The organism is Microbacterium sp. 2FI, from assembly GCF_005502885.1.
Taxonomy (GTDB): domain Bacteria; phylum Actinomycetota; class Actinomycetes; order Actinomycetales; family Microbacteriaceae; genus Microbacterium.
On the sequence record NZ_SCMR01000021.1, the window covers coordinates 53,785 to 75,212 of the forward strand.

The window sequence follows — 21,428 nt, forward strand, 5'->3', positions numbered from 1 at the left end:
AGGTGCGGCTGGTGGGACGCACAGCAGAGGCGATCGCCGAGGGGGTCGCGATCGCGGCCGCGGCGGCGCGCCTTTCGGTGCGCAATCACATCCTCGTCGAGACGATCGCGCACGACGAGCCCTTCGACGTCACGCTGTTCTCGCCGTTCGCCCACGACACCCTGGTCGCGCTCGCCGAAGAGCAGGAGGCCGCGGCCGCCCTCGCCAAGCGTCAGCGAAAGAAGGCGTGGGGCAAGTTCACCGACCCCGACGGCACGCACGACTACCGGGACCGCGACCTGCGCAACCTGCGCCGTCGCTACCGCCAGTACATGGGCGTCGCCAAGGCGCTCCGTCAGCAGGCCGACGACCCGCACGCGATCCGCGTGATCGTCGAGCAGGCGAGGGATGCCGCGTGGGGCGACGTCGAGGCGAACCTCGAGCGGCGGCTCAACGTCGAGGGCATGCGGCCCGATCTCGACCCCGACTACGACATGATGCGCGGCGCCCGCATGCAGTCGCTGCGCCTCGTCGATCTGCCGCGGCTGGCGGCGCATCGGCGTGCGCTCACGGCGGGCCCGGATGCCGACGGCGACGCCGCCGAGGCGTGAGCCTCTCGGTGTTTCGGGATGCTGCGGCGGGGCCTCAGTGGTCGGACACGCCCGGGTTTCCGGCATCCCGCCCTCGATTCGCCCCGCGGCCGACCGTGGGGTAATCTAGACGCTGGTGTGCGCGAGAGCGTGCACCATGCGCCCGTAGCTCAATGGATAGAGCATCTGACTACGGATCAGAAGGTTAGGGGTTCGAGTCCCTTCGGGCGCACACTGTGTTGAGACAGTGAACCGGAAGAAGCCCCGCGAGGGGCTTTTTCTGTTTCTCCCGGGGGGATCGCCCGATCCTCGACAGGACGTCGAGATCCGCACCGGAGCAGTCCCCCGCCCAGGTCCGCTTCTCCACTCAACCCCGATCCGCCCCGGTGGGAACCAGGCAGGATGGACGGATGCGAACGCTCATCGAGGCCCCGGACCTTGCGCGGGAGCTCGAGCGAGAGGCTGCCGGACCCCCGGTGACCGTGATCGACGTGAGCTGGGTCCTCGGTGGCGGCCGGGGACCGAGTCTCTTCGGCGAAGGCCACATTCCCGGTGCCCGCGATGTGGAGCTCGCCCGAGACCTGGCGGGGCCGCCCGGCAGCAGGGGGCGCCTGCCGCTGCCGACGGCGGCGGCGCTGACAGCCCGACTCCAGGCGTGGGGCGTGAGTCGGGGCGGGGCGGTCGTGGCGACGGACGGAGGTGACGGCAGGGCATCTGCGCGCGCGTGGTGGGTGCTGCGTCACGCTGGCGTCGACGCCCGGATACTCGACGGGGGCACCGCGGCCTGGGTCGACGCCGGCTTGATGCTCGAGCGCGGTGCGATGAGCCCGCGGCCCGGCGGAGACGCCGTCGCGCGCTTCGGTGCCATGCCGGTGGTCGACTGGCAAGGGGTGCGCGACTGGCCGACCCACGGCATTCTGATCGATGCGCGGAGCGCGGCGCGCTACGAGGGATCGATCGAGACGCTCGATCCTCGTGCCGGACACATCCCGGGCGCTGTATCCGCCCCGGCTTCTGGGAACCTGACCGCCGATGGCCGGTTCCGCTCGCCGGAGGAGCTTCGCGACCGGTTCCTGCAGTTCGATGTCGTGCGGGGTCGGGATGTCGCCGTCTACTGCGGTGCGGCGGTGGCTGGTGCGCAGGAGGTCGCCGCCCTCGCGATCGCAGGAATCGACGCCGCCCTGTATGTGGGCTCCTGGAGCGAGTGGTCGCGTCGCGACGATCTTCCGATCGTCGAACGTGATCGATAGTCCACGATTCCCCGGCGACAGGGGTGTGCGACAACATTGTCATTGATATAGTCAATGACGATGACTTTCGCATCGAGAGAAATGCGGGCAATGATGCAACCACTCTCCGAACGGCGATCGGTCTCGATCGATTGCGATGGGGTCCGTATCGCAGCCGACGTCCGCGGCGCGGGCGCGCCGCTGCTGCTGCTGCACGGATACCCCGAGACCAAGGCGATGTGGGATGCCGTCGCGCCCACGCTCGCCGGTTCCTACACGGTCGTCGCGAGCGATCTGCGGGGCTACGGCGACTCCGCGAAACCGTCGGGCGAGGTCTATTCGAAGCGCGAGATGGCGCGGGACCAGCTTCTCCTCATGCGCGAGCTGGGATTCGAGCGCTTCGCCGTGGTCGGGCACGATCGCGGCGGACGAGTCGGCCATCGCCTGGCGCTGGACAATCCCGCGGCGATCGCAGGACTCGCGGTGCTCGACATCGTCCCGACGCTGCACATGTTCGAGAACGTCGATCGCGCCATGGCGACCAGCTACTTCCACTGGTTCTTCCTCGCGCGCCGCGACGGGCTGCCGGAGGCCCTCATCGATGCCGCGCCGGAGGCCTGGCTGCGCAGCCGCTTCACCGGGCGCAGCGTGGCCGGCGGACTGCCCGCGTCGTACCGGGAGTACGAACGCTGCTTCGACCACGACACGATCCGTGCCTCGTGCGCCGACTACCGGGCGGCCGCGACGACCGATCTGGATCACGACCGCATCGACCGTGGCGCCGGCCGCCGGGTAGACGCTCCGACGCTCGCGCTGTGGGGGAGCGAGAGCTACGTCGGCGCGAACTTCGACGTCGTGGAGGTCTGGCGGGACTACGCCACCTCGATCCGCGGGCGCTCGGTGCTCGCCGATCACTACCTGGCCGAGGAAGCGCCCGACCCGACGGCGGCGGCGCTCATGGAATTTCTCGGGGAGCTTTCGTGGTGACGGGCTCTGATCGCGTGAACCGCGTCCTTTCGCGATTGGAGGCCCTCGTCTCCATCGAAACGCCCACGGGCGACGCGGGGGGTATGACCGCGGCGCACGTGCTGGTCCGCTCCTGGCTCGAGCCGATCCTCGGCGATGCCGTGGTCGAGAGCGTCGAGGGAATCACGCATCTGCTGTGGCCCGGGGGACAGGCTCCGCGACTGCTGCTCCTCGGCCACCTCGACACTGTGTTCCCCCTCGGCACGCTGATCGGGCGGCCGTTCGCTCGCGACGACGACCGGCTCACGGGCCCCGGAGTCTTCGACATGAAGTCGGGCGTCGTGATCATGGCCGAGGCGCTCGCCACGGCGAGACATGCGCGCGACGTCGCTGTGCTGCTCACGAGCGACGAAGAGACGGGCTCGTCGACCTCGCGCGGCCTCATCGAGCGTGAGGCCGCGCGCGCAGGCTCGGTGCTCGTGCTCGAGCCCAGTCTGGCCGGCGCGCTCAAGGTCGCGCGCCGCGGCGGCAGCATGTATCGGCTCGACGTCCACGGTCGCTCCGCGCACGCCGGCCTCGAGCCGTGGGCGGGTCGGAGTGCTCTCACGGAGCTTGCGCACCAGGTGCTCGCCCTTCCTGCGCTCGCCGACGAGGAGCGCGGGACGACCGTCAACCCGACGGTCGCTCGTGCCGGGACGGCGACGAACGTCATCCCGGATCACGCCGAGCTGAGGGTCGACGTGCGCGCGGAGACGATCGCCGAGCTGGAACGCGTCGATCGCGCGATGCGGGCGCTGAGGGCGCACACCCCCGACGTCGGAGTCGTCGTCACCGGAGGCGTCAACAGGCCGCCGATGGAGCGTGCGTCGTCCGAGGAGCTGCTCGCGACGGCCCGCTCCGTCGCCGCGCACCTGGGGCAGAGTGACCTCGATGCCGTGTCGGCGGGCGGCGCGTCGGACGGCAACTTCACGGCAGCCGTCGGTGCTCGCACGCTCGACGGACTCGGGCCGAACGGCGGCGGCGCGCATGCCGTCGACGAGTGGGTGTCGCTCGCTTCGACGCTGGAGAGGATCGATCTGGTGGCCGGCATCATCGACCTCGTCGCGGCGGAGCCGCGCTGAGGGTCGCCGACCCTGCGAGTGCGAGACGTCAGCTCGACGCGGGCGCGTGCCGCTCGATGCTCTCGAGCAGCAGGTCGAGAGCGGTCTCCCACGCTCGGGGGTCGCGGATGCCGGGAAGGTTGCCGCCGACCCATGCGATGTTCGGGTAGGCATCGAGATCGAGGCGTCGGTAGTCCATCTGCCATGTCAGATCGTCCGCCTCCTGCACGTCTGCGGGCAGGACGGTCAATGCCGCCTGGATGCTGGTGGCCGAACGGATGAGCTGGCCGAGTGCCCGCGCATAGAGCGCGGCCTGTTCGGGTCCATATCCGCCTCGCCGGAGGGCCCCGATCGAGAACTCCATCGACATGAAGTCCGTCGGGCGGCGCAACGCCATCTGGAGCGCGAACTCGGGATAGCGCAGGTAGTGGTCGTGGATCAGGTGCGCCTGCGCCCGAAGGTCGGCCATCCAGTCGTCGGTCGCCACCATCGCACCGCTGTACGACCGCGCGCGAAGCGTGTCGATGAGCGCGAGCAGCAGTTCGTCCTTGTCGCGGAAGTGCCGGTAGATCGAGGTCGGGTGGGCGTCGAGCTCCTCGCCGATCGCCTGGAACGTCAGGCGGTCCAGACCGTCTCGTTCCACCACAGCCTCGGCTGCCGCGACGATGATCTCGCGGCTGAGCGAGTCGCGGGCGCGGCGCGGGCGACCTGACTTGGTCGCGGCCTTCGGAGGCTTGCTCGTCTCCGACGCCTTCTGTGCCACCATCTGAACCTCCACTTCGGCCGTTGCCGGCGGCGACGGCGGCTGGCATTCACGGTATCCCACCACGCATCGGGCGTCGTCGATGTCGACGATCGCCATTGCACGACACCGCCATCTTAGCCAATGTTATAGTCAACCAACCTGACTATGGTGATAGGGGATGCAGAATGGTCGATGTTCGAACCCAGTTTCCGTCGAGAGCATTGAGCGAGCGATTCGCCGTGCCCCATCTGCTCACAGCTCGTCCGGCTGTCGGTGAGCAGGACATCGCCCTGCTCGTCGAGGATCATCGCGACGGGTCGCGCGCGAGGATCTGGCGCGCCGGCGAGGCCCCTTCAGACCTGCTTCCCTTCCCGGTCGGCGTCGGTGCGCTCATCACCAATGACGGTCGGTGGATCATCGATCTCGACGACGGCGGCGGCTCCGAGGTCGGATCGCTCATCGCGACCGCTGTCGACGGCTCGGAGGTCGTCGACCTCACGCCGGGTCGCGAGCCGTTCGTGCTGCGGGGGCTGGAGTCCAGCCATGACGGGTCGGCCATCGTCGCGACCGTCGTCGATGAGGCGGGCTTCCACGTCCTCGTCATTCCCTCGCGACCGTGGGGCGATCCCCGCGTGGTCTACAGCAGCCCGATCGAGGCGTGGTACGGCCAGATCTCGCCCGACTCGGCTCTCGTGTCCGTCGACACCACCGATCACAATCCCGGGGTGCGCCGGCCCGCGCTGACGGTCGTCGACACGCGCACGCTCGAGACGGTCGCCGTGCTGAACGATATGCCCGACGGCCCGGTGCGAGGAGTGCGCTTCTCGTCGGTCGCGGGCGACGATCGCCTGCTCGTCAGCACCGAGCGCAGCGGGTTCGCGCGACCCGCGACCTGGAACGTGCGCTCCGGCGAACGCGTCGACTACGCACTGCCCGAGCTTCGGGGTGAGGTGATGCCGCTCGACTGGCACGCAGCCACCGGCCGGGTGCTCGCGCTCCACGTCGACGAGGGCCGGCATCGTCTGCTCGAGATCTCGGAGCAAGGCGCCGCCGTCCGAGTGCTGCTCGAGGGTGGCAGCTTCGCCGATCCGGATGTCGCGGACCTGCATCCGTTCCAGTGGGCGTCGTACTTCGCCCCGAACGGCCGTGTGCGCGCGGTCCGCTCGAGCTGGGATGTGCCCCTCCACATCATCGAGCTCTCCGAGTCCGGCGATGCGCGATCGCTCATCGAGCCGGCTGCCGTGCCACCGGGGGTGTCGATGCGCTCGACCATGGTGGACAGCAGCGACGGCACCCGGGTGCAGCTCTGGCTCGGCGTCCCGCGGGAGGCGCCACCGGTCGGCACCGTGCTCGAGGTGCATGGTGGGCCCAATCTCGTCGCGGTGGACGCCTACAATCCGTCGGCGCAGGCATGGCTCGACGCCGGGTTCGCCTACGCATCCCTCAACTACCGGGGCTCGGTGACATTCGGTCGCGCCTTCCGTGAAGGATTCTGGGGTTCGGGCGGCGACCGCGAGATCGAAGACGTCGAAGCGGCCGTGGCATGGCTGCGGGCGAAGGGTCTGGCAGATCCCGCGAGCACGTTCATCACGGGTGCGTCCTTCGGGGGTCATCTGACGCTGCTGAGCGTGGGAAGGCTCCCCGACCTGTTCGCCGGGGGGCTCGCGCACGTGGCGGTCGCGGAGTGGTCGGCCGCGATCGCGGCGATGAATCCCGCGGTGCGCACGGTGTGGTCGAGCTGGGTGCCGCCCGAGATGGTGGAGCGATTCTCTGCGCTCACTTATGTCGGGGATGTGAAGGGTTCGGTGTGGATCAATCAAGGCTCGATCGACACGCGGACGCCGATCGTGGGCGTCCAGCGGTTCGTGGACGAGCTCGCCGCCCGCGGCGGCGACGTCGTGATGGACGTCTTCGAGGGTGGTCATGAACCCACCGGCCTCGCGATGCTCGAGCACGACCAGCGTCGCATGACCGACCTCGCGCTGCGTGCGATCGGCGGCGACAGCTGGGCGGACTCGAGCATGCCCTGAGCCGAGATCCGCAGCATCCGGATCTCTAATCAATAACGTTGACTATAACCCTTGCTAAAGGGTTGCCGGCGGATCTATAGTCGGACCACCGACCCGGCGTCACCGCCGAACATCGCACCCGACATCTCCCACGATCACGGAGTTCTCACATGCTGAAGTCATCGCAGCACCGTCTTCTGTCCGGTTCCCGCCGCGCGATCATCGCCGCCGTCTCGGCGCTCGCGCTCGTCGGCTCGCTCGCCGCATGCTCGGCCGGCGGATCGACCCCGGAACCCGCCGCCACCGACGTCCAGACCGGGGGCGAGATCGTCATCGGTGCCGAGCAGGAGCCCGACTGCGTCGACTGGATCGCAACCTGCGCGGGTTCGATCTGGGGCACGTACATCATGCAGGTCCCCACCATGCCGTCGGTGTTCGATACGAGACTCGTCGCGGATGAGTGGACGCCCGTCCCCTCATCCCTCGTCGCCGAGGAGCCCGTCGCCGTGGCGGCAGGCGACGGCATGACCATCACGTACAAGATCAACCCCGACGCCGTGTGGTCGGACGGCACGCCCATCACGTCTGCCGACTTCGAGTACACCGCGCTGCAGATCCGCGACGGTGACGACATCTTCGACAAGACCGGCTACGACCGGATCACGGCCGTCGACGTGTCCGACCCGCAGACGGTCGTCGTCACTCTCGACTCCCCGTACGCGGGATGGCGATCGCTGTTCAGCGTGTACGGCGTGATGCCGGCCCATATCCTCGACGGCAAGGATCGCGCTGCCATCATGGCCAACGGCTACGACTTCAGCGGCGGGCCGTGGAAGATCGAATCCTGGGTGCGCGGCACGTCAGCGACGCTGGTGCCGAACGAGAACTACTGGGGTGACAAGCCGAAGCTCGACAAGGTCACGTTCCTGTTCCTGCCCGACACCACCGCGGCCTTCCAGGCGCTCAAGAGCGGCCAGGTGGACGTCCTCTACCCCTCGCCGCAGCTCGACGCGATCAGTCAGATCGACGCCGGCCTGCCGGGGATCAACTCGCAGATCGATTCGCGGAGCGCGTCCCTCGAGGCGATCTGGTTCAACAATGCAGCCTTCCCCTTCGACTCGAAGTCGGTGCGACAGGCCGTCGCATACGCCATCGACCGCGAGGCCATCGTCGACCGGCTGTTCGGCAGCCTCGGCATCGACCAGCCCCAGCAGAGCTTCAACAGCCCGATCGTGGGGACGTATGCGGGGGACGACTTCTCGGCGTACACGAAGGACCTCGACATGGTCGCCGAGCTGATGGAGGGCGACGGATGGTCGAAGAACTCCGACGGCATGTGGGAGAAGGACGGGCAGACCGCGGCGTTCGCGATGGAGACTCTCGCCGGAAACAAGCGGCGCGACCTGACCACGCAGGTGCTGCAGTCCCAGCTCGCCGAGGCGGGCTTCGAGATGACGATCAACGCGGTCACCCCCGCTGATCTCTTCGGGGCGATCGCGCCGGAGGGTGACTTCCAGTCGGGGCTGTGGGCGATCGTCGACACCTTCGCGGATCCCACGCTCAGCTCCTCATTCCTCTCGTCGAACATCCCCTCCGCAGACAACGGGTTCTCGGGCATCAACTTCTACCGGGTGTCGATCCCCGAGCTCGACCCGCTGCTGTCTCAGGTCGACACCGAGCTGGACATCGACAAGCGCGTCGCCGCGTCGAAGGAGGCGGATGCCGTGATCGCCGAGAACGTTCCCTCGCTCCCGCTCGACACCGTGCCGCTCGTGCTGCTGTGGAGTGACAAGGTGGGAGGGCCGCTCGAGATCAACCCCGTCAACGGTCCCTTCTGGAACCTCGCGGCCTGGGGCCTCGCGGGCTGACGCCGGTTCGGCCCAGGAGAGATCATGTTCAGTTTCATCGCGAGGCGGGTCCTCTACTCGCTCCCGGTGATTCTCGCAGCATCCTTCATCCTCTTCTGGGCCGTCCGCGCCACCTTCGATCCGCTCGCGAAGCTGCGCCAGACGTCGGATCCGAGCGCCCTGCAGCGCGAGATCGAGCGACTCGGACTCGAGCGAACGATCTTCGAGCAGTACTTCCTGTGGCTCCGCAGCTTCGTCACGGGCGACTGGGGCACCAGCACCCGCACCGGCACCGCGGTGCTTCCGCTCATCGGTGACGCGCTGTGGCCGACGCTTCAGCTCGCGTTCTGGGGGCTCCTCGCCGCGGTTCTCGTCGCCGGAGGCATCAGCGTCTACTCCAGCGTCCGGCAGTACTCCATCGGTGACCAGATCTTCACCGGTGCGTCGTACGTCGGCATCGCGATGCCGGCCTTCTGGTTCGGCCTGATCCTCATCCAGGCGCTCGCCGTATGGCCCAAGGAGACGTTCGGCCTCGACGAGCCGCCGCTCTTCTTCATCGGCCTGCCGCCGATATCCGATGTCGGCGTGGTCGACTATGTCCGCCACCTGATCCTCCCGGTGGCGGCGCTCATGATCGCGCTGGTCGCCTCCTGGAGCCGGTTCGGACGCACCGCCATGCTGGACTCGCTCTCGAGCGACTACGTGCGCACCGCTCGCGCGAAGGGCGTGCCCCGCCGGCAGATCATCTGGCGCCACGCCGTCCGCAACTCGCTGGCGCCGTTCGTCACCGTGGTCGCCCTCGATGCGGCCATCCTGATCGGCGGTCTCGTCGTGACCGAGCAGATCTTCGCGATCCCCGGAATGGGACGACTGTTCCTGCAATCGCTGGTCGCCGGCGATGTGTTCGTGCTCCTCCCGTGGATGATCGTGGTCGCGGTCGCCGTGGTGCTGTGCAACCTGGCAGCCGATATCGGCTACGCGATCCTCGACCCGAGAGTGAGGCTGTCATGAGCGGTGCAGGACTCACCGGCGCGGAGGAGCTCCTCTCCGAGCAGCCGGTGTCCGGCGGGTCGACCCGCCAGCTGATCAAGCGATTCGTCCACCACAGGCTCGCGCTCGCAAGCCTCGTCGTCCTCGCGGTCCTCCTCATCGTGTGCTTCGGCGCGCCATGGATCGCTCCGTACCCTCAGGGGATGCAGGACCTTCTTCTCGGGCCCACTCCGCCGTCGGCGGAGCATTGGCTGGGAACCGACGAGCTGGGCCGCGACTACCTGAGCGAGATCCTCTACGCGGGGCAGATCTCCCTGGCGATCGGGCTCAGCGTCGCCCTCCTCGCGACGGTGGTCGGCACCGCCCTCGGCGCTGCCGCCGGCTTCGCCGGCGGGTGGGTCGGCGAGCTCATCATGCGGATCACCGACCTCTTTCTCATCGTTCCCGCGATCGCCCTGCTCGCGGTCATCATCCAGGGCCTGGGTGCATCGCCGGTGACCATCGTCTTCGCGCTGACGGCCCTGGGATGGACTTACATCGCACGTGTGGTGCGCGCCCAGGTGCTCTCGCTCCGCGAGAAGGACTTCATCGAGGCGGCCCGCGGAATCGGCGCATCGAACCTGCGGATCATCGTGTCGCACCTCCTGCCGAACCTCGCCGGTGTCATCGCCGTCGCGATGAGCCTCGCCGTGGCGTCGGCGATCATCGCCGAGTCGACGCTGAGCTTCCTCGGCTTCGGAGTGCGCTCTCCCCAGACCAGCTGGGGCTCGATGCTGAGCCAGGCCGCCGGCTACGTCGGAACCCCGCAGGTGTACCTCCTCTACTTCCCCGGCCTGTTCATCCTCGTCACGGTGCTGTGCGTCAACTTCATCGGCGACGGACTCCGCGACGCCCTCGATCCGCAAGGCAAGAACCTGTGAACGCCGACATTCCGCTGCTCGTGGTTGCGAACCTTTCGGTCACCTTTCCGACCGACGCAGGTTCGGCCCGCGCGATCGAGGACGTCTCGTTCGACCTGCACGCCGGCGAGACGCTCGGAATCGTGGGGGAGTCCGGATCGGGCAAGTCGATGACGGCGATGGCGATCATGGGCATCCTGCCCAAGAGTGCCGTCATCACCGGCTCGATCAAGCTTCGCGGCCGTGAACTCGTGGGTCTCTCGGACGACGAGTTGCGTGAGGTCCGCGGCAACGAGGTCGCGATCGTCTTCCAGGACGCGCTGACAGCGCTCAACCCCGTGGCGACCGTCGGCGATCAGCTGATCGAAGCGGTGCGCGTCCATCGCCCGGAGACCACCCGCGAGCAGCGCCGCGCGCGAGCGATCGAGCTGCTGGAGCTGGTCGGCATCCCGGCGCCGGAGAAGCGGATCGAGCGCTATCCCCACGAGTTCTCGGGCGGCATGCGGCAGCGTGTGATGATCGCCATGAGCATCGCCAACGAGCCGGACCTGCTCATCGCCGACGAGCCGACGACCGCGCTCGACGTCACGGTGCAGGCACAGGTGCTCGAGGTGCTGCGGGAGGTGCAGCGTCGCACCGGCACGACGGTGATCGTGATCACGCACGACCTCGGCGTGGTCGCCGGGATCGCCGATCGCGTGATCGTCATGTACGCCGGCGGCGTCGTCGAGGCCGCCGACGTCGACCCGCTGTTCTACGAGACCGGCCACCCGTACACTGCGGGGCTGCTCGCATCGCTGCCGCGGCTCGATCGTCGATCGTCCCGCGACGAACGGCTTTACCAGATCCCCGGTCAGCCGCCGGTGGCGACTCGGTGGCCGGACGGGTGCCGGTTCGCGCCGCGCTGCGCCTACGCGGTGGCAGGTCGCTGCGATGTCGCGGTGCCCGCTCCCGTGAATGTGGGCGGCACGCACACGGTCAGCTGCGTCCGAGTCGGCGAATGGCGGGAGGAGGTCCTGTGAGCACCACGCTGTCTGTCGACAACCTCGTCAAGGAGTACCCGGTCGGCGGCGGCCTCTTCAGCCGCAGCAAGGAGGTCGTGCATGCGGTCTCGGACGTGACTCTGTCCGTCGCCGGCGGTACGACCTTCGGACTCGTCGGCGAGTCCGGATGCGGGAAGTCCTCGCTCGGTCGCAGCGTCGCGATGCTGCAGTCATCGACCTCCGGAGCGATCCACCTCGACGAGGTCGACATCACCCGCGTGCGCGGAACGGGGCTGCGGGGCCTGCGGCGCCGCATCCAGTTCGTCTTCCAGGATCCCTACGCTTCCCTCAACCCCCGCAAGTCCATCCGCGACACGCTCGCCGAGCCGCTCGCCATCCACGGACTGCACCGTCGGGGCCAATCGGCGCGCGTGCTCGAGCTTCTGGACATGGTCGGCCTCAACCCCGCGCACGCCGATCGCTATCCGCACGAGTTCTCGGGCGGACAGCGTCAGCGCGTCGGGATCGCCCGAGCTCTCGCGGTCGAACCCGAGGTCATCGTGCTCGACGAGCCGGTGAGCGCGCTCGACGTGAGCGTCCAGGCCGGAGTGCTGAACCTGCTCGACGATCTGCAGCGCGATCTGGGGCTGACGTATCTCTTCATCGCACACGACCTCTCCGTGGTGCGGCATCTGAGCGATCGCGTCGGTGTGATGTACCTCGGAAAGCTGATCGAGGAGGCGCCGGTTGACACGCTCTACGAGCACTCGATGCATCCGTACACACAGGCGCTCCTGTCGGCGATCCCCGTTCCGGACCCGCGAATCGAACGCGCACGCGAGCGGATCGTGCTCACCGGTGACGTTCCGAGTCCGGTGGCGCCGCCCTCAGGGTGCCGGTTCCGCACACGTTGCTGGAAGGCGACCGATCGCTGCGCGGCCGAGGAGCCGGCACTCGTCGACCTCGGTGGCGGCCAGCGCGTCGCGTGCCACTATCCAGCCGTTCGCGACGTCCTCTGACTCTCGACCACAAGGAGAACCATGACCGGATCAGCGCACCGGATCGCCGTCATCGCCGGTGACGGCATCGGCACCGAGGTGATGCCCGAGGGCATCCGATCGCTCGAGGCTGCGGCATCCCGCTTCGACATCGCCCTCGACTTCGAGGAGTTCGACTTCGCGAGCGCTGACTACTACATCCGGCACGGCAAGATGCTGCCGGACGACTGGTTCGACACCCTGGGCCAGTTCGACGCGATCTACTTCGGCGCTGTCGGCTGGCCGGAGGTCGTCCCCGATCATGTGAGCCTGTGGGGCAGCCTGATCCAGTTCCGCCGCGCGTTCGACCAGTACGTGAACCTGCGGCCGTGCCGGCTGATGCCCGGGGTCGTCAGCCCGCTTGCGGGCCGCAAGCCCGGCGACATCGACTTCTATGTCGTCCGCGAGAACACCGAGGGCGAGTACTCGTCGATCGGCGGGCGGATGTTCGAGGGGACGGATCGCGAGTTCGTCGTGCAGGAGACCGTGATGTCGCGGATCGGCGTCGACCGCGTGCTCCGCTACGCCTATGACCTCGCCGAGCGACGGCCGGCGCGCCATCTGACGTCGGCGACCAAGAGCAACGGGATATCGATCTCGATGCCGTACTGGGACGAGCGCGTCGCTGCGATGGGGGAGCAGTACCCGACGGTGGTCAGGGACCAGTTCCACATCGACATCCTCGCCGCGAACTTCGTGTTGCACCCGGACTGGTTCGACGTCGTCGTGGCGAGCAACCTGTTCGGTGACATCCTCTCCGACCTCGGGCCTGCGTGCACCGGAACGATCGGCATCGCGCCGAGTGCGAACATCAATCCCGAACGGCGTCATCCGAGCCTGTTCGAGCCCGTTCACGGCTCGGCGCCGGACATCGCTGGAAAGGGCATCGCGAACCCCATCGGGCAGATCTGGTGCGGCGCGATGATGCTTGAGCATCTCGGCCATCCCGACGCCGGTGACGCGATCGTCGCGGCCATCGAGAACGTCCTCGCGCGCGGGGCAGACGGCGCCCCGTTCACCCCGGATCTCGGCGGGGCGGCATCCACGGCATCACTCGGCGCCGCGATCAGCGCAGAGATCGTCGGAGCCTAGTCGCGCCCACGGGCAGGAGACACGGCGAGGCTCAGGAGCACGATCGCGAGGCCGAGCCCGCAGACGGTCCATGCGAGGGCGACCCATCCGCCGCTCGCCCACGCGAGCGCGCCGATCACGCCGCAAACGCTCGATCCGATGTAGTACGAGACGGAGTAGAGCGCCACCGCGTGCTGGCGCCCGCCGCCACTCGTCCGTGCGACATGGGCATTGGCTGTGCTGTGCGCGAGGAACATGCCGCCGGTGACCAGCGCGACTCCCGCGATCACCGCCCACAGGGGATCGGCGAGTGTCGTCAGGATCCCGCCGCCGATGACCAGCCCCGCCACGACAAGGGTCGCGCGAACACCGATCGCGGCGGCGAGTGAGCTCGAGAAGCGCGAGGTCAGCGTCCCGGCCGCGTAGCACGCGAAGACCAGTGATACGGCGCTCGGCGGGAGAAGGTAGGGCGGGGACTCCAAGCGGAACATCAGGCTGTTGTAGGTGGCGACGGTCGCTCCGACGGAGAGCGCCCCGATCGCGTAGAGCGGAAGCCGGCGGCCCTGCGCGAACTGCCGCATCAGCACCCGCAGGCTCTCTCCGAGGCTGGTCACGGCAGGTCGGGCCGGGGGGAGCAGGATCGCCGCCGCGATGCAGAGAGCGGCTCCGACTACCCCGAGCACGATGAGGCTCGTCCGCCAGCCGCCGACCTCTGCGAGCGGACCGGCTGCGATCCTGCCCGCAAGGCCGCCGACACTCGTCGCCGCGATGAAGGCCGCAGCGACCGCTGCCGAGCGTCGGACGGCCGTCGCTTCGTGGAGGTAGGTCATGGCGAGGGCGGGAACGCCGCCGAGCGCGACACCCAACAGCACGCGCCCTGCCAGCAGGCCCTCGAATCCGGGGAGGAAGGGGCCGATCAGGGCGAACACCGACGCAGAGAGGGTGGACGCCTGGAGCGCCGCTCGACGGCCGATCCGATCGGAGATCAGCGCCCACGGGAGGATCGATGCCGCGAGCCCCAGCGTCGCGCCCGAGATCAACCACGATGCCTGGACGGCATCCAGCGAGAGGGTGAGCGACACCTGCGTGAGGAGCCCCTGCGGTGCGTAGAGCAACCCGAACGTCGCAATCCCGGCGCACCACAATGCGACATCGAGCCGGATGTCGCGCGCTTGTGCCCGTTCCGCGGCGAGCGGAGTTGCCGTTGCTGTGCCCACGACCTCGACCCTAGGCATGTAAGTCATGGCCGTCCAATGACATTCGATCAAGTTCGATACCATCTGGGTATGAATCGTGATCGCATGCGAGCGTTGCTTCCCCACCTTCAGCTCCTCGCTGCACTGGCGGATGAGGAGCATCTCACGCGCGCCGCCGAGGGGATCGGCATGCCGCAGCCCGCCGCGAGCCGAGCGCTCAAGACCCTGAGTCAGCGACTCGGTGGCCAGATCACGACTCCCGTGGGCAGAGGGATCGAGCTGTCGCCGCCCGCCCGGGCGCTCGTGCCGTTCGCCCGCATCGCACTCCGGTCGCTCGAAGACGGACTGCGAGCGTGGGACGAAGCCCTCGAGCGCGCGTCGTGGACGGTCGGCATCTCCTTCCAGAACTCGCTCGGCGAACGTGTCATCCCCGCCATGATTCGGGAGGTGCGCGAGGCGGATCCCAGCATCCGCTTCAACCTGCACCAGGCACCTCGGCAGCATTGCCTCGACCTCATCGCCGACGGACGGGTCGACATCGCCGTGGTGTCCGACTTCCTGCCGACGAGCGCCGAATACATCGTGCATCCCTTGTTCGCGCAGCCGCTCGCGGTCCTGATGCCGGTCTCCAACGCGCTGGCGACTCGGTCTCGACTGCACGTCGTGGACCTTGCCGACGAGCAGTTCGTGACTCTGAAGCAGGGGTTCGGCATCCGACGCTCCGTCGACGCGCTCTTCGCGGCGTGCGGGCTCGAGCCGACCCTCGCCTTCGAGGGGGAGGACCTTCGCACCGTCGCGGGACTGGTCGCCGCGGGGCTGGGCGTCTCCATCGTGCCCCGAGACGGAAACCCGCCCGACGGGTGCGTGTGGGTGCCGCTCGCAGACACTCTCGCCCAGCGCCATATGGTCGCGGTCGTGAGGACCGCATCGGCGAGCCCCGCTGTGCAGATCGTCGCCGACGCGCTGTCGGCGGTTGCCTCCGACCACGGCGCGGCTGCGCGCCGTGACGCTTCAGCACCGCTTCAGCCCGGTGCCGTCACACTGGGGTGATGCGGATTCTGGTTGTCGACGACGAGGTGCGTCTCGCAGATGGAGTGCGTCGTGGCCTCGAGGCGGAGGGTTTCGCCGTCGACGTCGCCCACAACGGCGTCGACGGACTGTGGCGCGCGCGTGAGGCTCGCTACGACGCCATCGTCCTCGATCTGATGATGCCGGGGCTCAGTGGCTGGAAGGTCTGCGAGGCGCTTCGGGCCGAGGGCAACTGGACTCCCGTGCTGATGCTCACCGCGAAGGACGGCGAGTGGGATCAGGTCGAGGCGCTCGACACCGGAGCGGACGACTACGTGACGAAGCCGTTCTCGTTCGCGATCCTGGTCGCCCGGCTGCGCGCCCTCATCCGGCGCGGCGCGATCGAACGGCCCGTGATCCTCGAGGCCGGCGACCTGCGCCTCGACCCTGCGACCCGCCGCGTCTGGCGCGACGAGACGGAGGTCTCGCTGACCGCGCGCGAGTTCGCCGTGCTCGAGCACCTGCTTCGCCATCGCGGGCAGGTGCTGCCCAAGCGCGATGTGATCGCCGGGGTGTGGGACGACGACTTCGAGGGCGACCCGAACATCGTCGAGGTGTACGTCGGCCATCTGCGCCGGAAGCTCGACCGACCGTTCGGCCGAACGGCGATCGAGACGGTGCGCGGCGCCGGGTACCGGTTGGCAGCTGATGGCGGCTAGACGGCGGCTGTGGCGGTCGGTGCGTGCCCGGGCGACCCTGGGCGCGACGGCCGTCGTCGCCGTCGCGCTGGTCGTCGGCGGGTTCATCTTCGTCGCGGCCCTCAGCTCGAGCCTGGAGGATGCGTCCGCTCGCGCGGGGGAGGTGCGGGCCGAGGAGCTCGCGAGCCGGGTCGAAGCGGAAGGGCCGGGCGCCATCCGAGCGCTCGAGGATGAGGTCGCCCAGTTGGTGGATGCCGACGGTGACGTCGTCGCGGCATCCGAAGACGCTCCCTCCACCGCGCTGCCGCATGATGACCCGGCCGTGTCGAGCGTGGTCGACGGTGAACCGGTCCTTGTGGTGAGTGAGGAGCTCGACGACGGGAGTTCGGTTCTCGTCGGCATCTCGGTGGAGGACGACGCCGAAGCCGTGGCGACGGTCGTGGGGCTGCTGCTGGTGGCCGTTCCCCTCTTGGTCCTCCTCGTCGGGACGACGACATGGCTGGTCGTGGGTCGCGCGTTGGCGCCGGTGACCCGCATCCGCACCGAAGTCGAGAGCATCACCGCCGACCGTCTCGATCGGCGCGTCCCGGTTCCGTCCTCGGGTGATGAGCTCGCGGCCCTCGCGATGACGATGAACGGGATGCTGGAGAGGCTCGATGCGTCGGCACAGGCCCAGCGGCGGTTCGTCTCGGATGCGTCCCACGAACTGCGCTCGCCGCTGGCGACGATCCGGCAGCATGCCGAGCTCTCCCAGGCCCATCCCGAGGTGACCTCGGTCGAAGAGCTGGCGGGGATCGTCCACGAGGAAGGGCTGCGGCTGCAGGGTCTCGTCGATGCGCTGCTGCTGCTCGCCCGGCTCGATGAGGGCGCCGCGGTCGCGCACGAGGCCGTCGACCTCGACGACATCGCCCTCGTCGAGGTGTCGCGCCTGCGCGCATCCGGCATCGTCGTCGACGGTTCCGGCGTCGGCCCCGCGCAGGTGAGCGGCGACGGGCGTCTGCTGGGTCAGCTGGCGCGGAACCTCGCCGACAATGCCGCGCGCCACGCGGCCGGGCGCGTCGCGATCGGCGTCGCCGCCCGCGACGGCTTCGCCGTTCTCACGGTCGAGGACGACGGCGACGGGGTCCCGCCCGACGAGCGCGAGCGCATCTTCGAGAGGTTCGTGCGCTTGGACGAGGCGCGTTCGCGGGATGCCGGCGGCAGCGGACTCGGGCTGCCCATCGTCCGTGCGATCGCGGATGCCGTCGGCGGGCGAGTGGCCGTCGACGACTCGCGGTGGGGTGGCGCCCGGTTCACGGTCACGCTTCCGGTCGCTTCCTGAAGCCTTCTTCAGTTCGCTTCAGCCCTGCTTCAGCGGCGATGAGAACGATGGAGTCATGACCGAGATGACTGATCACACCGATTCGACCCCGACTCCGAACCCCACCCCGACTGCGGCCGAGACGACCCCGAAGCGCTCGCGCCGGCGCACCCTCCTCATCAGCGGCGGTGCCGTTCTCGCCGGTGTCGCGCTCCTCGGCGGCGGCGTCGCTGTGGGCGCCGCGATCGCCGACGAGTTCGACGACGACGGCGATGACGGTGCCACGTCCTCCGAGACGACGCGCAGCGACGACAGCGATGCGAGCGACGGCGGCGCCTCGGGTGCGGCCTCCCTCACCGGCGCGGCATCCGCGAGCGAGCTGCTCGAGATCATCGAGGCCGCCTCAGCAGAAGCGGAAGGCGAGCCGGTCGGGATCGAAGCCGAAAGCGCAGGGGCGTGGGACGTGCAGTTCGTGACCGCGGCGGGTGACGAGACCGACGTCCGGGTCGACTCCGATGGCGGCGCCGCGGTGGTCGGCACCGAAGGCCCCGACCAGAACGAGCAGGTTCCCGAGGGCTCGCTCGACACGGCGACGGTCGACGCCCTGCTTGAGGCGGCCCTGGGTCATACCGACGGCACCGTGATCGGCATCGAGATCGATGACGACACCGCATCCCCGTACGACGTCACCGTGCTCACGGCCGACGGAAAGACCGTCGACATCGCGCTGGACGCCGACTTCGCCGTGGTCACTGCGGACGCCGACAACGACTGAGGACGCACACACGAAGTGCCCGGGGAGTCTGTCCCCGGGCACTTCGTGTGTGCCGGCCTCGCTCACCGCCGACAAGCCGCCTCAGCGGGGCTCGGCGTCGGCCGGGCGCCGGTCGTGGCTTTCGGTCTCGGCCCAGTTCGCCAGGAGCTGCAGGCGCTGGTGCGACGGCGATCCGGGCTCGGCGGAGAACACGAGCATCTGCAGGCCGCGGTCGGTGGCGAGGTCCATTGCTTGGTAGGTGAGGTCGAGGTCGCCCACGATGGGGTGCTGGATGCTCTTGAGGCCGGTTCGGTGCTCGCGGACGTCGTGGGCGCCCCAGAGCTTGCGGAAGAGGTCACTGCGCGTCGAGAGCTCGCCGACGAGGTCGCTGAGGTGGCGGTCGTAGGGTGAGCGCCCTGACTCGGCGCGGAGGATCGCGACGATCTGGCGGGTGTTGCCTTCCCAGTCCCGGTAGAAGTCCTGCGCGCGGGAGTCGAGGAAGACGAAGCGGGCCGCGTTCACCGGGGGATGGGCATCGTCGAGCATCACGGAGAAGAGCGCCCGCCCGAGCTGGTTCGCTGCGACGAAGTCGAGGCGGCCGTTCTGCACGAAGACGGGAACGGTCGACATCGCGTCGACGGTCTGCTGCATGCCGGGCGTCAGCTGCGCCTTGCGGGGCGACGGGCGGCGGCGCTGCGGGTGCGCACCGGCGTTGGCGGTGCGGACGAGGTCGTAGAGATGGGTGTGCTCGGCTTCGTCGAGCTGCAGGGCGCGGCTGACGCCGTCGATGACGGCATCCGATACCCCCATCGCGTTGCCGCGCTCGAGGCGCTTGTAGTACTCGGCGCTCATCCCCGCCAAGAGCGCGACCTCTTCACGGCGGAGTCCCGGGACGCGTCGGCGACCGCCGAAGTCAGGCAGCCCGGCCTGGGTCGGGGTGAGCTTGGCTCGCCGCGTGGCGAGGAACTCGCTGATCGCGTCGCGGTTGTCCATGCTTCGAAACTACGCCGACAATCCGGCCTCAGGGGGGTCCTGGCGGGGCACCCATCGGTAGGGCCGCGCTAAGTCGTGGGCGAGTGGGTTGACTGGATGGCACCGGAAAGTAAGGACATCAGATGAAGCACATTTCCCTCGGGGGTCTCGACGTCTCCCGCATCGGCCTCGGAGCGATGACGATGGCCGGCACCTACACGACCGAAGGCGCCCTCGACGACAGCGAATCGATCCGCACCATCCAGCGCGCCCTCGACCTCGGCGTCACCCACATCGACACCGCCGAGGTCTACGGCCCCTTCCACAGTGAGGAGGTCGTCGGCAAGGCCATCCGCGGTCGCCGCGGCGACGCCGTGATCGCGACGAAGTTCGGGCTCATCGACCACTCCAGCGGTGGGCGGAACGTCGACAGCAGTCCGGACAACATCAGGATCGCCGTGGAAGGGTCGCTCCGGCGGTTGGGAACGGATCACATCGACCTCTACTATCAGCACCGCGTCGACCGGAACACTCCCATCGAAGAGACCGCGGGAGCAGTCGCCGAGTTGATCGCCGAGGGAAAGGTGCTGCACTTCGGGCTGTCGGAGGCATCGCCCGAGACCATCCGCCGAGCGCACGCCGTTCAGCCCGTCACCGCGCTGCAGACCGAGTACTCGTTGTGGACCCGCGACGTCGAGGCCGAGATCCTGCCGCTTCTGAGGGAGCTCGGCATCGGCTTCGTGCCGTACTCTCCCCTCGGGCATGGACTCCTCACCGGTCGGATTCGCACCGTCGACGACTTCCCCGACGACGACTGGCGCAAGACGAATCCCCGGTTCACGGGTGAGAACTTCCGTCGCAATCTCGCGCTCGTGGACGAAGTCCGGGCCATCGGCGCCGAGATCGGCGCCAGCCCCGCGCAGACCGCCCTCGCGTGGATCCTCACCCGCGGCGACGACATCGCCCCCATTCCCGGCACCCGCCGGGTCGCGCGCGTCGAAGAGAACACCGCCGCGGACGCCATCGAACTGACGGCACAGCAGATCGAGCGGTTGGGATCGCTCGCCCCGGCGGCAGGCGCACGCCACGACGACGCCAACATGGCCTCGATCGACCTCTGAGCGATCACCCCGCCGAAGAAGGAGAACGCCGTGGCCGAATGGTCCACCGACCAGCTCGCATCGATCGAGCGCAACGACGACCTGCTCGTCGCCCCATACCGTGAAGACGGAACCACTTACGGAACACTCACCCAGACGTGGGCGCTCGTCGTCGACGGCAAGGTGTACGTGCGCGCAGCGAACGGACGGGCCTCCCGCTGGTTTACAGCGGCCATCGCACAGAAGGCTGGCCGTGTGCGGGTGTCCGGAACGAACATCGACGTCACCTTCGAGGAGGCCGGCACCGACGATGAGGCAGCGATCGACGCCGCGTACGAAGCGAAGTACCCGGGCAGTTCCGCCGTGCCGATCATGCAAGGAGCCGGCCCGAAGTCCGCAGCGGTCCGCATCTGGCCTCGCTGAGGATCGGCTGAGCAGGAGCGCGCGGTGTGTGGAACGTGCGCCAGTGCGAGACTCACAGAATGACCGACAGCGCACCGACCGGGTTCATCGGCGTCTACCACGCTGACGGCGGCCCGATCGGCGAGCTGCGATACCTCGTCGGCCACATGCTCGGCACGACTCGCTGCGGACTGTGCGATGTGACCCACTCCTGGCGTCGCAAGCCCGAGTGGGATGCCATGGTCGCTCGCCTCGGCATCCCCTTCGATCTCGTCCATCTGAACGAGATGGATGCCGAAACCGCCGAGGCGGTGCGGCTCTCGGGCTCGCCGGTGGTGTTCGCGCGCACCGAAGCCGGGCTGCAGCCGGTGCTGCGAGCGGACGAGCTGGACCGCCTCGACGGGTCGGTTGCTGCCTTCGAACGGGAACTGTGCGACAAGGTTCCCCGCATCCGCTCCCAGTCGGACTAGCGTGCACAGCAAGCCTCATTTGTGAGGCGGCTCAAAAATGAGTACACTCAGTAAAGCCGACCGAATCCGGCCGACCGAAGCTG

21 protein-coding genes and 1 tRNA gene are annotated in these 21,428 nt (G+C 68.7%); 19 read left to right on the top strand and 3 right to left on the bottom strand.

All coding sequences use genetic code 11. The features are described from left to right. Positions 1 to 11: 11 nt before the first annotated feature. The 5 genes from FFS15_RS15100 (at position 12) to FFS15_RS15120 (ending at position 3,885) form a co-directional block, all read left to right on the top strand. Entirely contained in the window at positions 12 to 590 is a 579-nt protein-coding gene (locus FFS15_RS15100; RefSeq protein ID WP_137845871.1) for an asparagine synthase, read from the top strand. A 138-nt stretch (positions 591 to 728) separates the two neighbouring features. Next, a tRNA-Arg gene (locus FFS15_RS15105) sits at positions 729 to 801 on the top strand. Between the two features lie 178 nt (positions 802 to 979). Beyond that, a complete protein-coding gene (locus tag FFS15_RS15110) occupies positions 980 to 1,819 on the top strand; it encodes a rhodanese-like domain-containing protein (protein ID WP_137845872.1) in 840 nt (279 codons plus the stop codon). Positions 1,820 to 1,909: 90 nt separating this feature from the next. After that, positions 1,910 to 2,785 (top strand): alpha/beta hydrolase, encoded by an 876-nt coding sequence (locus FFS15_RS15115; RefSeq protein ID WP_212743176.1) that lies wholly within the window; start codon positions 1,910 to 1,912, stop codon positions 2,783 to 2,785. Positions 2,786 to 2,868: 83 nt separating this feature from the next. Then, positions 2,869 to 3,885, top strand: coding sequence for a M20 family metallopeptidase (locus FFS15_RS15120; RefSeq protein ID WP_137845873.1), 1,017 nt, complete (start codon positions 2,869 to 2,871; stop codon positions 3,883 to 3,885). A gap of 28 nt (positions 3,886 to 3,913) precedes the next feature. Here the strand turns inward: FFS15_RS15120 and FFS15_RS15125 are convergent, their stop codons facing one another. Next, complete coding sequence (locus FFS15_RS15125) at positions 3,914 to 4,630, bottom strand: TetR/AcrR family transcriptional regulator (protein WP_137845874.1); 717 nt, start codon at positions 4,628 to 4,630, stop codon at positions 3,914 to 3,916. A gap of 164 nt (positions 4,631 to 4,794) precedes the next feature. Here FFS15_RS15125 and FFS15_RS15130 point away from each other — a divergent pair, with 164 nt between their 5' ends. From FFS15_RS15130 to FFS15_RS15160, 7 genes are all read left to right on the top strand, one after another. Beyond that, positions 4,795 to 6,639, top strand: coding sequence for a prolyl oligopeptidase family serine peptidase (locus FFS15_RS15130; RefSeq protein WP_137845875.1), 1,845 nt, complete (start codon positions 4,795 to 4,797; stop codon positions 6,637 to 6,639). A 149-nt stretch (positions 6,640 to 6,788) separates the two neighbouring features. Beyond that, positions 6,789 to 8,486, top strand: a complete 1,698-nt coding sequence (locus FFS15_RS15135) for an ABC transporter family substrate-binding protein (protein WP_137845876.1) — start codon at positions 6,789 to 6,791, stop codon at positions 8,484 to 8,486. A gap of 24 nt (positions 8,487 to 8,510) precedes the next feature. Further along, positions 8,511 to 9,476: an ABC transporter permease gene (locus FFS15_RS15140; RefSeq protein WP_137845877.1), complete on the top strand. Its 966-nt coding sequence runs from the start codon at positions 8,511 to 8,513 to the stop codon at positions 9,474 to 9,476. Next, positions 9,473 to 10,375 (top strand): ABC transporter permease, encoded by a 903-nt coding sequence (locus FFS15_RS15145; RefSeq protein WP_137845878.1) that lies wholly within the window; start codon positions 9,473 to 9,475, stop codon positions 10,373 to 10,375. The genes FFS15_RS15140 and FFS15_RS15145 overlap by 4 nt, the downstream gene beginning before the upstream one ends. Continuing rightward, the gene (locus FFS15_RS15150; RefSeq protein ID WP_137845879.1) at positions 10,372 to 11,376 is read left to right on the top strand and encodes an ABC transporter ATP-binding protein; all 1,005 of its coding nucleotides are present in this window, start codon (positions 10,372 to 10,374) and stop codon (positions 11,374 to 11,376) included. The genes FFS15_RS15145 and FFS15_RS15150 overlap by 4 nt, the downstream gene beginning before the upstream one ends. Further along, entirely contained in the window at positions 11,373 to 12,356 is a 984-nt protein-coding gene (locus FFS15_RS15155; RefSeq protein WP_249354107.1) for an oligopeptide/dipeptide ABC transporter ATP-binding protein, read from the top strand. The genes FFS15_RS15150 and FFS15_RS15155 overlap by 4 nt, the downstream gene beginning before the upstream one ends. A 21-nt stretch (positions 12,357 to 12,377) precedes the next feature. Continuing rightward, entirely contained in the window at positions 12,378 to 13,466 is a 1,089-nt protein-coding gene (locus tag FFS15_RS15160; RefSeq protein ID WP_137845881.1) for a tartrate dehydrogenase, read from the top strand. On the opposite strand, the gene FFS15_RS15165 is transcribed toward FFS15_RS15160, so the two are convergent. Next, entirely contained in the window at positions 13,463 to 14,662 is a 1,200-nt protein-coding gene (locus tag FFS15_RS15165; protein WP_249354109.1) for an MFS transporter, read from the bottom strand. The two genes, FFS15_RS15160 and FFS15_RS15165, sit on opposite strands and share 4 nt — an antisense overlap. A gap of 69 nt (positions 14,663 to 14,731) precedes the next feature. On the opposite strand from FFS15_RS15165, the gene FFS15_RS15170 reads away from it, so the two are divergent. From FFS15_RS15170 to FFS15_RS15185, 4 genes are read left to right on the top strand one after another with little or no spacing between them, the layout of a single operon-like run. Then, a complete protein-coding gene (locus FFS15_RS15170) occupies positions 14,732 to 15,691 on the top strand; it encodes a LysR family transcriptional regulator (protein ID WP_171013227.1) in 960 nt (319 codons plus the stop codon). After that, positions 15,691 to 16,368 carry a response regulator transcription factor gene (locus FFS15_RS15175; RefSeq protein ID WP_137845883.1) on the top strand — a complete coding sequence of 226 codons (678 nt, stop codon included), beginning with the start codon at positions 15,691 to 15,693 and terminating at the stop codon, positions 16,366 to 16,368. The genes FFS15_RS15170 and FFS15_RS15175 overlap by 1 nt, the downstream gene beginning before the upstream one ends. After that, positions 16,358 to 17,668: a HAMP domain-containing sensor histidine kinase gene (locus FFS15_RS15180; protein ID WP_137845884.1), complete on the top strand. Its 1,311-nt coding sequence runs from the start codon at positions 16,358 to 16,360 to the stop codon at positions 17,666 to 17,668. The genes FFS15_RS15175 and FFS15_RS15180 overlap by 11 nt, the downstream gene beginning before the upstream one ends. A 55-nt stretch (positions 17,669 to 17,723) precedes the next feature. Further along, positions 17,724 to 18,422 carry a PepSY domain-containing protein gene (locus FFS15_RS15185; RefSeq protein WP_137845885.1) on the top strand — a complete coding sequence of 233 codons (699 nt, stop codon included), beginning with the start codon at positions 17,724 to 17,726 and terminating at the stop codon, positions 18,420 to 18,422. Between the two features lie 81 nt (positions 18,423 to 18,503). On the opposite strand, the gene FFS15_RS15190 is transcribed toward FFS15_RS15185, so the two are convergent. Continuing rightward, complete coding sequence (locus FFS15_RS15190; RefSeq protein ID WP_137845886.1) at positions 18,504 to 19,394, bottom strand: helix-turn-helix transcriptional regulator; 891 nt, start codon at positions 19,392 to 19,394, stop codon at positions 18,504 to 18,506. Positions 19,395 to 19,516: 122 nt separating this feature from the next. On the opposite strand from FFS15_RS15190, the gene FFS15_RS15195 reads away from it, so the two are divergent. From FFS15_RS15195 to FFS15_RS15205, 3 genes are read left to right on the top strand one after another with little or no spacing between them, the layout of a single operon-like run. After that, the gene (locus FFS15_RS15195) at positions 19,517 to 20,494 is read left to right on the top strand and encodes an aldo/keto reductase (protein WP_137845887.1); all 978 of its coding nucleotides are present in this window, start codon (positions 19,517 to 19,519) and stop codon (positions 20,492 to 20,494) included. A gap of 30 nt (positions 20,495 to 20,524) precedes the next feature. Next, positions 20,525 to 20,896: a DUF2255 family protein gene (locus tag FFS15_RS15200; protein WP_137845888.1), complete on the top strand. Its 372-nt coding sequence runs from the start codon at positions 20,525 to 20,527 to the stop codon at positions 20,894 to 20,896. A gap of 59 nt (positions 20,897 to 20,955) precedes the next feature. After that, the gene (locus FFS15_RS15205) at positions 20,956 to 21,345 is read left to right on the top strand and encodes a hypothetical protein (RefSeq protein WP_137845889.1); all 390 of its coding nucleotides are present in this window, start codon (positions 20,956 to 20,958) and stop codon (positions 21,343 to 21,345) included. Positions 21,346 to 21,428 lie beyond the last annotated feature (83 nt).

Coding starts and splice junctions, on each gene's coding strand:
- FFS15_RS15110 (WP_137845872.1), top strand. CDS start 980: ATGCGAACGCTCATCGAGGCCCCGGACCTTGCGCGGGAGCTCGAGCGA.
- FFS15_RS15115 (WP_212743176.1), top strand. CDS start 1,910: ATGATGCAACCACTCTCCGAACGGCGATCGGTCTCGATCGATTGCGAT.
- FFS15_RS15120 (WP_137845873.1), top strand. CDS start 2,869: ATGACCGCGGCGCACGTGCTGGTCCGCTCCTGGCTCGAGCCGATCCTC.
- FFS15_RS15125 (WP_137845874.1), bottom strand. CDS start 4,630: ATGGTGGCACAGAAGGCGTCGGAGACGAGCAAGCCTCCGAAGGCCGCG.
- FFS15_RS15130 (WP_137845875.1), top strand. CDS start 4,795: ATGGTCGATGTTCGAACCCAGTTTCCGTCGAGAGCATTGAGCGAGCGA.
- FFS15_RS15135 (WP_137845876.1), top strand. CDS start 6,789: ATGCTGAAGTCATCGCAGCACCGTCTTCTGTCCGGTTCCCGCCGCGCG.
- FFS15_RS15140 (WP_137845877.1), top strand. CDS start 8,511: ATGTTCAGTTTCATCGCGAGGCGGGTCCTCTACTCGCTCCCGGTGATT.
- FFS15_RS15145 (WP_137845878.1), top strand. CDS start 9,473: ATGAGCGGTGCAGGACTCACCGGCGCGGAGGAGCTCCTCTCCGAGCAG.
- FFS15_RS15160 (WP_137845881.1), top strand. CDS start 12,378: ATGACCGGATCAGCGCACCGGATCGCCGTCATCGCCGGTGACGGCATC.
- FFS15_RS15170 (WP_171013227.1), top strand. CDS start 14,732: ATGAATCGTGATCGCATGCGAGCGTTGCTTCCCCACCTTCAGCTCCTC.
- FFS15_RS15175 (WP_137845883.1), top strand. CDS start 15,691: ATGCGGATTCTGGTTGTCGACGACGAGGTGCGTCTCGCAGATGGAGTG.
- FFS15_RS15180 (WP_137845884.1), top strand. CDS start 16,358: ATGGCGGCTAGACGGCGGCTGTGGCGGTCGGTGCGTGCCCGGGCGACC.
- FFS15_RS15185 (WP_137845885.1), top strand. CDS start 17,724: ATGACCGAGATGACTGATCACACCGATTCGACCCCGACTCCGAACCCC.
- FFS15_RS15190 (WP_137845886.1), bottom strand. CDS start 19,394: ATGGACAACCGCGACGCGATCAGCGAGTTCCTCGCCACGCGGCGAGCC.
- FFS15_RS15195 (WP_137845887.1), top strand. CDS start 19,517: ATGAAGCACATTTCCCTCGGGGGTCTCGACGTCTCCCGCATCGGCCTC.
- FFS15_RS15205 (WP_137845889.1), top strand. CDS start 20,956: ATGACCGACAGCGCACCGACCGGGTTCATCGGCGTCTACCACGCTGAC.